This window comes from Gudongella oleilytica (assembly GCF_004101785.1).
GTDB lineage: Bacteria > Bacillota > Clostridia > Tissierellales > Tissierellaceae > Gudongella > Gudongella oleilytica.
The window spans coordinates 2,168,405-2,180,584 of sequence record NZ_CP035130.1 but is presented as its reverse complement, the minus strand read 5'-3'; the positions used below and the strand labels follow the sequence as shown (position 1 = coordinate 2,180,584).

Here is a 12,180-nt window from a genome sequence, read left to right as displayed (position 1 = left end):
CTGAACCCAATGCTATAATTAATTAGAAATGTTCATTTTACAGCGTTTTGGAAAGAAAAAACCTAAATTACGAAAGGGTTATAGTATGAAGAACAACCAAAATAGATTTTTTAGTGGTATATCAATAAAAACGATCATACTTATCTCCTTCATAGTCAGCGTAGCAGTTACTGTGGGAGGGATCGGCTACCTGATCTATAACAGGTGGAGCAGCTCAAATAATACGGTTATTAAAAGAATAGCTGATGATTTGAACATTCAGATAATCCATCAGATCGATCAGTATCTTAACGAGCCTGAACACATTATCGAGGTCAATTCAGGCCTGGTTGAGAAAGGTGTTGTCGATCTCAGTGATGAGGCTCAAAGAGATATGTTTTTTTTGAATATACTAAATACTCACAAAGGCAACGTATACAGTGTCAGCTTTGGTTCAGAGCTTGGAGAGTATTATGGAGCCAGGAAAAACGAGAACGACAAAATTGAGATAATAAGAAACAATGAGGAGACTGGAGGTAATTCCTGGTATTTCTCTGTTGACGAGGAAGGTGTTATCGGTGACCTTGTAAAGGATGCGGGTCGATTTGACCCAAGGACCAGAGAATGGTATAAAACAGCTAAAAACGCGAATGAGTTTACATTCTCACCAATTTATAAGCATTTTGTGGTGGATGACTTGACAGTCTCTGCTGCAGCTCCTGTTAAAAATGAAAATGGAGTCATAGAGGGTGTTTTTGGTGTCCATTTGCTGTTATCGGGTCTTAACGAAGCGCTGGAAGAGATAGCTGTACCTGCCGGCTCGTATGCACTAATAGTGGAGAAGGATACAGGAAATCTGGTAGCAAACTCCTTAGGTGAGGATAATTACGCCATAGGCCTGGACAGCTCTTTTGGAAGGCTTCATCTTTCATATACAGAGAACAGAGTTGCATGGAAAACCTACCAGGAATATCTGAAAGGAAATTCCGATCTTGTGTCAGGTTACCGGGGAAAGGAGAAGCTCTTCAGCAAGTACGAGGAATTTAGCCGACCAGGGATCGATTGGCTTGTTATTACTGCCGTACCGGAAAGTCTATTGGGCAACACCCTTATGGAAGCAGTTGACGACAGCATAAAAATCGGGCTTTTATCTTTGATAGCCTCGATATTTGTTTTTATTGTAATTTCAAAGAAATTATTCTCACCCATCGACGAGATCCTGGAGGCTAATAAAAGATTTTCAGAGGGAGATCTTAAGAGGCGGATAAAAGCCAGTCGAAACGATGAGATCGGAAGAATAGCAGAATCCTATAACGAAATGGCGGAAAGGATCTATACACTGGTCAACAACCTTGAGGAAGAGGTAACTGACAGAACTGACGGCATAAGAAAGGTAAACAGTGAGCTTCGCGAAAGCAAGGACAGCCTCCAGCTGATCCTGGACTCTGCAGCTGAGGGCATATATGGAATAGACAAGGACGGGAACTGTACATTCATTAACAAAAGTGCACTTTCTCTTTTGGGTTACTCGTCTCCTGAGGAGCTTTTAGGAAAAAACATGCATGGTATGATACATCACAGCCGCAGAGATGGAATGCCAATGTGGCCCGAGACATGCAAGATACTGCTTGGTATGAAGCAGGGAAAGGGCGTAAGGGTAGATGATGAGGTTTTCTGGCGAAGAGACAATACGAGCTTTGATGTGGAATATTTCAGCTATCCTCAGATTGAAAACGGAGAAATCATTGGCGGAGTTGTAACCTTTAATGATATCACTGAGAAGCTCAAGCTTCAAAGGCAGATATACAACGATAAGGAGCAATACAGGACTACCCTGCTATCCGTGGGGGATGGCGTAATATCCACAGATAACAAAGGCAGGGTGGAGGTAATGAATCCGGTAGCGGAAATGCTTACTGGATGGACACAGGAGGAGGCAAAGGGGAAACGATTTGACAAGGTATTCCACATCATCAACGAACACACAGGAGAGTTAAGCGGGAACCCTGTGGAGCGGGTTCTTGAGAGTATGGAGATAATTGAACTTGCCAATCATACGGTCCTTATTTCCAAGGACGGCAGAAGGGTGCCTATCGAGGACAGTGCTGCTCCGATCAGAAGTGAGGACGGTACGATTACAGGTGTAGTTATTGTATTCAGAGATTATACCGAGAAAAGAGAGAAGCTGAAGGAAATAGAATATCTAAGCTTCCACGATCATCTTACAGGATTATACAACAGGAGATATATGGAGGACTCAATAAGAAGGCTTGATTCATCAAGAAACCTTCCATTTACTATACTCGCAATAGACGTAAATGGGCTGAAGCTGACAAATGACGCCTTTGGGCACAGGATGGGAGACAATCTCCTAATGAACGTAGCCAGTATGCTTAAGCGGGTCTGCCGGGAGGATGACATAATAGGAAGGATGGGAGGGGACGAGTTTATGGTGCTCCTTCCAAGGACAGATCAAAGTATGGCAGAAAGCATCAAAATTCGTATAGAGGAAGCCTCGCGGGAAGTTAAGCTGGACTCAGTGATAGTTTCCCTTGCTGTGGGGTATGCCACAAAGACAAAAAAAGAAGAAGATATTAGCGCTATCATGACCTTGGCAGACAACAATATGTACAAGGATAAGCTTAAATATGGAAGACTAATGAGGAGTCAGACCATAGAGATAGTACTTAAGAATATCAATCTTAAGTATGACAAAGAGCAGATCCATACAGAGAGAGTGTCACAATATTGTGCCGCCATTGCTCGTGAGATGGACTTCCCAGATGCTGAGATAGAGAAAATAAAGACATCGGCAATACTTCATGACATTGGCAAGATCACAGTTCCTCCTGAGATTCTGAATAAACCTGGGAGACTTACTCCAGAGGAATATGAGATGATCAAGAAGCATCCTGAGACTGGATATCAGATCCTCAAGTCAGTCGACGAGTATGCCTCGCTGGCAAACTATGTATTGTATCACCATGAAAGGATCGACGGAACGGGCTACCCTGAAGGACTAAAAGGAGAAGACATACCCCTTGTTTCAAGGATAATAGCAGTCGCTGATGCATATGAAGCAATGACTTCAAAAAGGTCATATCAGGCACCAAGAACTAGGGAGGAAGCGGCTAAGGAGCTTCTTAGGTGCTCTGGAACTCAATTTGATTCTGAAATTGTTGGCATATTTGTCAGGAGAGTTCTCGGGCTGGATTTCTAATTGGATCATACCGGGAAATATTGGTAGAGGATATTGCAGATTAGGAGGGAACCTGATGAATGTATTATTCGATTTTATTTATGTAGTTGGTGTTCTGCTTCTAATTGCAATGACTGTTATATGGATTGGCTCACGGGGATTTAAAAAGAGTGTCAAGAATGATCTGAAAGCACTTTATGAGTTCCAGGGAGAAGTTAAAAAGGGACAGATCAGAGAGAAGGATATTGATCATCTTCCGGAGGCTGTGAAGAAATGGATGAGAGTCAGTGGTGTCGTAGGCAGTAATATGCCAAGATTAGCGGTGCTCGAGGAAAAGGGGTATATAAGACTGGACCCCGAGAAGGAGAAATGGATTTTTGCCTCTGCAAAACATCATATAGGTATAGAAAATCCTTCATTTGTGTGGACGGTGCGGGCTGAGCTTTTTCCCGGTATTTACGTACATGGAAGAAATCATTATCTTGACGGATCCGGAGCACTTCAAATGAGACTTTTAAACCTTGTTAAGGTAGCCAACGAAGAAGGTGGACACAAAATCAACCAGTCTTCCTTTCAAAGATACCTGCTGGAGCTGCCTTGGTATCCATACGCAGCATTAAATCCGAACATGAGGTGGACACAGCTCGACGATGGTTCTGCAAAAGTAGTCATCAGCAATCGTGGAATATCAGGCGAAGCAAGGTTTTGGTTTGATGAAGAAGGTAATGTAATTAAGTGCAGTGCCATGAGATATAAGGAAACTTCAGAAAAGGCACCCCTATATGAGTGTATAGGGGTGTCGGGGAATACTATCGAGTTCAATGGAATCAGGATACCCAGAGAGGTACATGTGACCTGGTTACTGCCTAAAGGGGATCATACCTGGTTTAAGGTCGAGGTAACCAAGGCAGAATATAAATAAAACAACATAAATCAGAGCTGAAAGCTGATGGCATACCTGTCATTAGCTTTTTTGCATTCAATATCAGTTTCAAAGAAATCAGATAGGTTCTCTGTAGTCAGCATATCAGCTGTAGATCCCTGAGAATGGATCTCACCCCTTCTCATTAGCAGAGAATGGCTAAAGGAAGGAAGGATTTCATCGATTTGATGCGTGACATATACCAAAGTAGGAGCATAGTCGATTTTGCTTAATTCATCAACGGTTTTTAGCAACTGTTCCCTCGAAAATATATCAAGCCCTGTACAGGGTTCGTCAAGTATCAGAAGCTTTGGATCAGACATAAGCCCTCTTGCTATTAGGATTTTCTGTTTTTCACCCTGTGATAGAGTTCCATAAAATCTGCCTGAGAAAGCTTCAGCATCCAGAAGTTCAAGCTTTTCAAGAGCAGTTTCCTTGTCTTCATCAGAAGGTACATTGAAAAGTCCTATAGATGCATACCGACCGCTTACTACTATATCGATTGCTCTTTCATTCCCATATAATCTTTCCTGCAATGCAGTACTCACCCAGCCTATTGATTTCCTAAGCTCTCTGAGATCATACTTTCCAAATGGCTTTCCAAGTACTGTTACCTCACCACTGGAAGGAAAGATATATCCATTTATCATATTTAAAAGTGTTGTTTTACCTGAACCATTAAGGCCAAGAACGACCCAATGCTGGCCATCTTCAATACTCCAGCTGATATCCCTGAGTATGTATTTAGAATCTCTTCTGATTGATACGTTTTTTATGTCTAATATCATTCCTGATCCGCCTTTCCTAAAATGAACATTTTTACCATTATATCAGTTTATTCTAATAATTGATCAAATATTTATTAATCGATTTTACATAACCTTAACATTGACATCATGAATTCTTAATGATGCCTTGTTATTATTAGCATGTGAGTTAAAAGAAAACTAAGGAGGAAGAAGAATTGAAAATTTCTAAGAAAATAATTTTGACATTAATGGCTCTTGTATTAACTTTTTCATTAGCTGCTTGTGCAAGCCCAGAGCCAGCACCTGCAGAAACACCAGCAGAAACACCAGCAGAAACACCAGCAGAAGCTCCTGCAGTTGAAGAGCTTGAGGGAACAGTTATAATTGATGGATCAGGAACTGTATACCCACTTATGGCAAACATCGCAGAAGAGTACATGACAAACGTTCAGCCTGGAGTAAGTGTTCAGGTAGGTAGAGCAGGTTCAAGTGCAGGATTCAAAAAGTTCATACCTGGGGAAACTGACTTCTCAGATGCTTCAAGAAAGATCAAGGATGAAGAGATCGCACAGCTTGAAGAAAATGGACTTAAGTTTGGCGACGATATTATGGAAATCAAGCTTGCATATGACGGCTTAACCATGGTAATCAATAAAGACAACACCTGGGCAACTGAAATGACTGCAGAAGAAATCGTGAAAATGTATATCTCGGGCTCATATAATGCTGAGGACAAGGTAATGTGGTCTGATATCAGAGCTGACTGGCCAAAAGAGCAGATAAACTTCTACGGCCCAAATGAAAACCACGGTACTTTTGAGTTTTTCTATGAAGTGATACTTGATGAGCAGGACCTTGTTAAAACAGCAAACCTTCAACAAGAATACTCAACGCTTGTAGACCTTGTTTCAAAGGATAAAAACGCGATCGCATTCTTTGGTTATGGCTACTATGCGACAAACACTGATAAATTGACAGCTGTAAAAGTAGACTTTGGCAATGGACCAGTTGCACCATCACTTGAAACCATAGGTGAAGATCTTCCATACGCTGGATTTACAAGACTGGTTTACACATACCTCAACCTCCAGTATGCAAAGGAAAAACCTGAAGTCCTTGACTACGCTATGTATGTCGTATCACCAGAAGGAGCTGCAAGACTTGCGGGAGATAATGGATTTGCCCCACTGCCAGCAGCAACATACGCAGAATACTACTCACAGCTTGAGGCTATGAAATAAAGAAAGAAAACCTGGGAATGAGGGGCAACAGCCTCTCATTCCGACATGTTTCAAATAGAATGCTTGGGAGAGAAAAGCAATGGAAAGTAAGAATGTCAGGGAGATTATCCAGACTAATATAAGAAATAAAAAGTATAGATCAGACAAGATAATGCCTATGGTTTTTTTGGCTATGGCGCTGATATCAGTTGCAACTACCTTTGGTATAGTGTACACCTTGATTTTTGATGCTGCCAAGTTTTTTGCAGCAGTACCTTTAGGAGAAATATTCAGTACTGAACTCAGCCCTTTGTCCAAGAATCCAAAGTTCGGAATGCTTCCCTTATTAAATGGGACTCTTATGACTACTGTAATAGCTATGCTGGTAGCCGTTCCAATAGGTATGGCTGCGGCGATATATCTTAGTCAGTTTGCATCCACGGCAGTCAGAAAGGTTCTTAAGCCAGTACTTGAGGTTTTGGCAGGGATACCGACTATAGTTTACGGTTTTTTCGCTTATTCATTTGTAACTCCATTGCTGATGAAGCTGATTCCTTCACTAGGGGCAAAAAATGCATTGAGTCCTGGAATAGTCATGGGTGTAATGATCATCCCGATGGTCGCATCACTATCTGAGGACGCAATGAATTCAGTCCCGGGAATAATGAAGGACGGAGCTTTAGGGCTTGGTTCAACCAAGCTTGAGACAACATGGAAGGTTATTATCCCCGCCTCCATATCAGGAATTATGGCATCCATAGTTCTTGCGGTATCCAGAGCCATAGGAGAAACAATGATAGTAACCATAGCCAGCGGCAGCTCAAAAAACTTTACATTTGACATAACTCAATCCATGCAGACCATGACTGCATATATCGTAGAGTTTACCAGCGGAGACGCTGGTAGTGGTACGGTTGGTTATTATAGCCTTTATGCAGTAGGACTTATTCTATTTATTTTTACCTTGATAATGAATCTTGGCGCACAGTATATATCCAGGAAGTACAGGGAGGAATACTGATGAATAAGATCAAAGTCGACAGTAATAAAATAGAAAAAAGAGTCCGGCTGAACAATAATCTTAAAATAGTTTTTTCAATAATGACCCTATCTGCAGTCGTTGTACTGGGGATACTCCTTTACCAGATTTTTAGAGACAGCATAGGATGGCTGGATATTCAGTTTCTTACCAGCAAACTGTCGATTAATCCAGAAAAAGCCGGAATAAAGGGAGTAATTATCGGTACGGTATACATGATGCTTATTATTATACCTGTAACCTTGTTGCTTGGTGTTTCAACTGCAATATACCTTGAGGAGTACACCAAGGACAGTAAAATGCAAAGGATAATAAAGATAAACATATCAAACCTTGCGAGTGTACCATCAGTAATATTTGGACTTTTGGGATTAACGGTTTTTTCAAGAGCTTTGGGGCTCGGTTCGAGCATATTGGCAGGTGGTTTGACAATGTCTCTTCTCGTCCTGCCTATTGTCGTAGTAGCTTCCCAGGAGGCTCTAAAGGCCGTGCCTGGATTTTTAAGAGAGGCCTCCTATGGCATGGGTGCCGGTAAATGGACCACCATTTGGAGAGTAGTATTGCCAGTAGCAATCCCGGGGATATTGACCGGTGCTATACTTGGGATCTCAAGGGCAATAGGAGAAACTGCTCCCCTTGTTGTATTAGGTATTCCAACACTGTTATTGAAAATACCAACGAGTATAATGTCAGATTTTACAACCTTGCCAATCCAGATATACTACTGGACACTGGATACGGTACTGACACCTGAGTACGCATATCTTGCGGCTGCAACCATTGTGGTCCTTCTGGTGACCTTGTTCATCCTTAATTCAGCTGCAATAATTATTAGGAATAAATTTCAAAAGCAATTTTAGCAGGGGGAAAAGAGATGAATGAACTAAACCAAGCAAATAATGGATATGTATATGACATTCGAGGGTTAAATCTTTGGTATGGGGATAAGCAGGCCCTTATAGATATTAATATGAAGGTCAATAAAAACGAAATAGCTGCGATAATTGGACCATCTGGCTGCGGTAAATCAACATTTATCAAAACGCTGAACAGGATGATTGAAAATGTACCGGGCGTTAAGACGACAGGAAAAATAATATATCATGGCAGAGATATTTTTGACCCAACTCTAAGAGTAGAGGAACTAAGAACAAGGGTAGGAATGGTTTTCCAGAAACCAAATCCATTTCCTAAGTCAATTTATGAGAATGTAGTCTATGGACCCAAAATTCATGGGATAAAGGATAAGAAGATCCTGATGGAGATCGCAGAGCAGAGCCTTAGAGGCGCTGCAATATGGGATGAGGTTAAAGACAGGTTGAACGACAATGCTTACGGCCTGTCAGGAGGTCAGCAGCAGCGAATCTGTATAGCAAGAAGCTTAGCGGTCAATCCTGAGGTCATCCTTATGGACGAGCCTACTTCAGCATTGGATCCACTTGCTACTCTGAAGATTGAGGAGCTGATGGAGGATCTTAAGAAAGATTACACTGTAATAATAGTAACTCATAATATGCAGCAAGCAGCCCGTATTTCTGACAGAACAGCTTTTTTCTTAAATGGGGAATTGATAGAATACGACAGGACGAATGTGATCTTCAGTAATCCTTCCGATAAGAGGACAGAGGATTACATCACTGGCAGATTTGGTTAAGAAAAGCCCCCTGAGGTCACATCAGAGGGCTCTTAAGACCTGGAGTTAGGGACCAGGTCTATTTTATTAGCTTGGATACAAGCTTGAATTCGGGGCTCCCGGCCTCTTTCAAGAGATCAAAAAGCACAGTCTCCATATTTGTGATCACAGCACCCAATTCCTTCATAAGCTCAAAACCACTCCGAGTATTTTCAACAGTTCTTGAAGCAATCCCATCAGTAACCACAAATACGTTATAGCCGTCCTTCAGGAGATCTCTTGCCGTCTGGAATACGCATACATGTGATTCCATCCCGGTCAGGATTATGTTCTTTCTTCCACTGGCGATCAATAAGGATTTAAGTTCGTCATTATAGGCAGAAAAGACAACCTTCTCAAGAGGCCTTTCTTCTTGAAGGTGCTCCAAAAGGGAAGGTACAGTCCTGCCAAGACCCTTAGGATATTGTTCTGTATAAATGATCGGCACACCCATTTCCTTAAATGCCTGGAGCATGATCCCGTTGACCTCTATTGCTTTATTTTCTGGATACATGGCTGGCACCAGTCTTTCCTGGATATCAATCATCAGCATTATTGAATCATCAGTACTGAGAGAGTAATTTTTCATATGGATCTCCTTTCTATTTTCCGAACACCAGCCTGTGAAGGGGGTGTCTTTTTATTCCTATAGCTTTTTCAGGGCATAGTTCATGACAGCAAAAGCACCTGATACAATGTTCTGTGTCTATGACAGCCTTATGATCCACCATAGATATGACCTTTGGAGGGCAATTCCTGGCACAAATACCACAGCCAACGCAAAGATCCTTTTTCACCATTGGGTATGGCCGTATGCTGTCTAAAAGGAAGTTTTCAACGTATTTTGGTATCCTTCCCTTTACAAAATTCACATGGGTGGAACCAGGTAGTCTGAATGGTAACACCGTAAGCTCTTCAGGCGTTATGTTGGTATATTCAATATCCTTTTGATCGAAAAGCCCTCTTGCTTCAGCCTGAATTATTGTAGGTACATTGGATAAGCCTGCTATTTTTGCAGCAGAATGATCCAGCTCATAGGGACTTTCCCCTGCGAGCAACAGCCCAAGCTCTCTAATATCACCACTTGAAGGGCCGTCGCCCTCCATGGCGTGGATCCCGTCGATTATTGAAAAGTCGGGCCTCACATAGTCGCATACATCCAACAGCATGTCCGCAAAATGAGCGATGTCATTAAGCTTCAGATGATAGTCTGCCTTTGTAACTCCGGGTATCATTCCGAAAAGATTCTTAACTGCTCCTGTGTATGTCATCATAGTGTGGGTTTTAAGCTTTGCACATGAAATGACATAATCTACCTCTGTAAAGGCCTTCACAAGCTTAAGGGAATGGACGAGCTTAGAGTTTTGGGGCTTAACATCGATTGAATCTGTGCTGAAGTTAAGCTCACAACCTGTTCGTGCAGCTACTGAGGCAATGCCTGAGGCATCGTAGATCGCCTTCAAAATGACAGGATTGAAGGGTCCTCCTGGACTGTCTCCTATCAATACATGATGCCCGAGACCTTGCAGATATCTAACCACTCCCTCCACAACAAATGGATGTGTCGTAACTCCATCCTCAGGTTTATTCAGCTTTAACAAGTTTGTCTTTACTAAAACCCGTCCAGGTCGCAACAACTTGATGGAAGGTATGTCATCAAGAACCTTGGCCACCGTATCCAGTACTCTATTGTATTCATAATCTCCGCATTTATATATAGCAACCTTGCCCATTAGTTGTTTCCTCCATGTTATAATTAGATTATACAGGAATTTTAATCCTGCAAGAAGGGTATAATGAAAAAAATGAATATTTCGGGTGGTGAAGCTATGAATGGCGAAACTGTAAGACTATGGACAAGACAGGACGAAAAAAGTCTTGAGCAGCTTGAAAGAAATGGAGTTTTTCATAATAAGAGAGAATACATTGAAGCCCAGTATGAGGATATCGCAGATCACTTCATCAAGCTTTACAGATGGTTTGTCGAGGCTGCCTCCAAAAGGGTTCCTAAGCCGGAGTGTGTCGAATTCCCGATATGGTGCTCAATCAGCCTTGCCAATATGCTAAGGCCTGTGGAAGGAACAGTTTGTTATGAACTGGAGCTGCCCAAGGATAAGGTCATCTATTTCGATGGTTCCAAATGGGATTACGTGCTTAACCATATATACATACCGATTAATGAGGAAGATCAACTGGAATATATCAAGGATCTCAAGAGGAAAGGCTTCAAGGATGAGTTCAACCTTTATGAGGGGAAATATGCTCACCTGTATCCTCTTGAAAGGAAGAGGATAATTGACAGCTGGGAGAGGATATTTCAGATTGACAGCTGGAATGAATTTGTTGTACAGGGAAACATCTGGGAAATAAGGCCTGAGTATATTAGCAAAATACAAAAATTTGGAGATGGACCGATATTTTAGATGATTAGTGGCAGGCGCGAATCAGGAGGTTATACCATGAATCCAAGGCTAAAGCTGGCGGCAAGTCTTATATTGTTTATAGTTCTTATCTTTGTCATGATCCCTGATATGCTTAAAAGGGATTCAGGTGACTTCAATATCGATGCACCCGTTTTGTCTGAGCCATCTGCAGATAAAACCGATATAGATTCGGAACCTGATACTGTGCTGGAAGAACGATCCCATATGTTCGCCACTGGAAATCTAAACATCAGATCAGGTCCTGGGATGGACAATGAAATCATTAAGGTGATCCCAACCGGAGAAAAGGTCCAGATCGATGAAAGAGGAGATATCTGGTATAAGGTTACATATAGAGATGCAACCGGCTACAGCCATAGTGATTATTTATCTGACTCCCTCGGGGATAATACTCAGGTTAATGCTGTAACAGAGGGATTTGTCGAGGGAGTCAAACAGGTTAACGGTTTGATCTTGGTCAACAAAGAGCATAAGCTCCCGGCTGAATATAGCCCCGGGGAGAATCCCGAGGCAAGATCCAGGCTCGATGACATGCTCCTTCAGGGTGAAAAAGAAATAGGAAAACCTATGTATGCATTTTCAGGCTACAGAAGCTATGCCTACCAGGAAAATCTATACCTGAGTGATCTATACAACTATGGACAGGAGTATGTAGACAAATTCACTGCAAAACCAGGGCATTCTGAGCATCAAACGGGGCTGGCATTTGATATTGGCGGAGAATCCAAATGCTGGGCTGACCCTTGCTTTGACGATACAGAAGAAGCCAAATGGCTTGCAGATAACGCACACAGATTTGGTTTCATACTTAGGTATCCTAAGGGAAAAGAGGACATAACAGGCTACGGCTATGAATCGTGGCACTACAGATATGTGGGTGAAGAGCATGCCGTCAGGATTTATGAAGAGGGGCTCTCTCTTGAGGAATACCTTCTAATGCAATAAAGATTCCTTAT

Annotated in this window: 11 protein-coding genes; 8 read left to right on the top strand and 3 right to left on the bottom strand. The window is 42.0% G+C overall.

Going from position 1 to position 12,180, the window contains the following annotated elements; all coding sequences use genetic code 11:
- Positions 1 to 85 precede the first annotated feature (85 nt).
- Positions 86 to 3,199 carry an HD domain-containing phosphohydrolase gene (locus tag EC328_RS10545; RefSeq protein WP_164906107.1) on the top strand — a complete coding sequence of 1,038 codons (3,114 nt, stop codon included), beginning with the start codon at positions 86 to 88 and terminating at the stop codon, positions 3,197 to 3,199.
- 55 nt (positions 3,200 to 3,254) lie between these two features.
- Positions 3,255 to 4,100 carry a DUF6544 family protein gene (locus EC328_RS10540; RefSeq protein ID WP_128426749.1) on the top strand — a complete coding sequence of 282 codons (846 nt, stop codon included), beginning with the start codon at positions 3,255 to 3,257 and terminating at the stop codon, positions 4,098 to 4,100.
- An 11-nt stretch (positions 4,101 to 4,111) separates the two neighbouring features.
- Here EC328_RS10540 and EC328_RS10535 read toward each other — a convergent pair whose 3' ends face one another.
- A complete protein-coding gene (locus tag EC328_RS10535; RefSeq protein WP_128426748.1) occupies positions 4,112 to 4,888 on the bottom strand; it encodes an ABC transporter ATP-binding protein in 777 nt (258 codons plus the stop codon).
- A 176-nt stretch (positions 4,889 to 5,064) separates the two neighbouring features.
- On the opposite strand from EC328_RS10535, the gene EC328_RS10530 reads away from it, so the two are divergent.
- The 4 genes from EC328_RS10530 (at position 5,065) to pstB (ending at position 8,762) form a co-directional block, all read left to right on the top strand.
- Positions 5,065 to 6,090: a PstS family phosphate ABC transporter substrate-binding protein gene (locus EC328_RS10530; RefSeq protein ID WP_128426747.1), complete on the top strand. Its 1,026-nt coding sequence runs from the start codon at positions 5,065 to 5,067 to the stop codon at positions 6,088 to 6,090.
- Between the two features lie 79 nt (positions 6,091 to 6,169).
- Positions 6,170 to 7,090, top strand: a complete 921-nt coding sequence (gene pstC / locus EC328_RS10525; RefSeq protein ID WP_128426746.1) for a phosphate ABC transporter permease subunit PstC — start codon at positions 6,170 to 6,172, stop codon at positions 7,088 to 7,090.
- Positions 7,090 to 7,968 (top strand): phosphate ABC transporter permease PstA, encoded by an 879-nt coding sequence (pstA, locus tag EC328_RS10520; protein WP_128426745.1) that lies wholly within the window; start codon positions 7,090 to 7,092, stop codon positions 7,966 to 7,968. The genes pstC and pstA overlap by 1 nt, the downstream gene beginning before the upstream one ends.
- Before the next feature lie 14 nt (positions 7,969 to 7,982).
- Positions 7,983 to 8,762, top strand: a complete 780-nt coding sequence (pstB, locus tag EC328_RS10515) for a phosphate ABC transporter ATP-binding protein PstB (protein ID WP_128426744.1) — start codon at positions 7,983 to 7,985, stop codon at positions 8,760 to 8,762.
- Between the two features lie 58 nt (positions 8,763 to 8,820).
- On the opposite strand, the gene EC328_RS10510 is transcribed toward pstB, so the two are convergent.
- Complete coding sequence (locus EC328_RS10510) at positions 8,821 to 9,369, bottom strand: isochorismatase family protein (RefSeq protein ID WP_128426743.1); 549 nt, start codon at positions 9,367 to 9,369, stop codon at positions 8,821 to 8,823.
- 13 nt (positions 9,370 to 9,382) lie between these two features.
- On the bottom strand, positions 9,383 to 10,513 hold the full coding sequence (locus EC328_RS10505; RefSeq protein ID WP_128426742.1) for a DUF362 domain-containing protein: 1,131 nt from the start codon (positions 10,511 to 10,513) through the stop codon (positions 9,383 to 9,385).
- A gap of 63 nt (positions 10,514 to 10,576) precedes the next feature.
- On the opposite strand from EC328_RS10505, the gene EC328_RS10500 reads away from it, so the two are divergent.
- Both EC328_RS10500 and EC328_RS10495 read left to right on the top strand, forming a co-directional pair.
- Complete coding sequence (locus EC328_RS10500; protein ID WP_240671489.1) at positions 10,577 to 11,203, top strand: DUF3841 domain-containing protein; 627 nt, start codon at positions 10,577 to 10,579, stop codon at positions 11,201 to 11,203.
- 36 nt (positions 11,204 to 11,239) lie between these two features.
- The gene (locus EC328_RS10495) at positions 11,240 to 12,169 is read left to right on the top strand and encodes a D-alanyl-D-alanine carboxypeptidase family protein (protein WP_164906106.1); all 930 of its coding nucleotides are present in this window, start codon (positions 11,240 to 11,242) and stop codon (positions 12,167 to 12,169) included.
- Positions 12,170 to 12,180 lie beyond the last annotated feature (11 nt).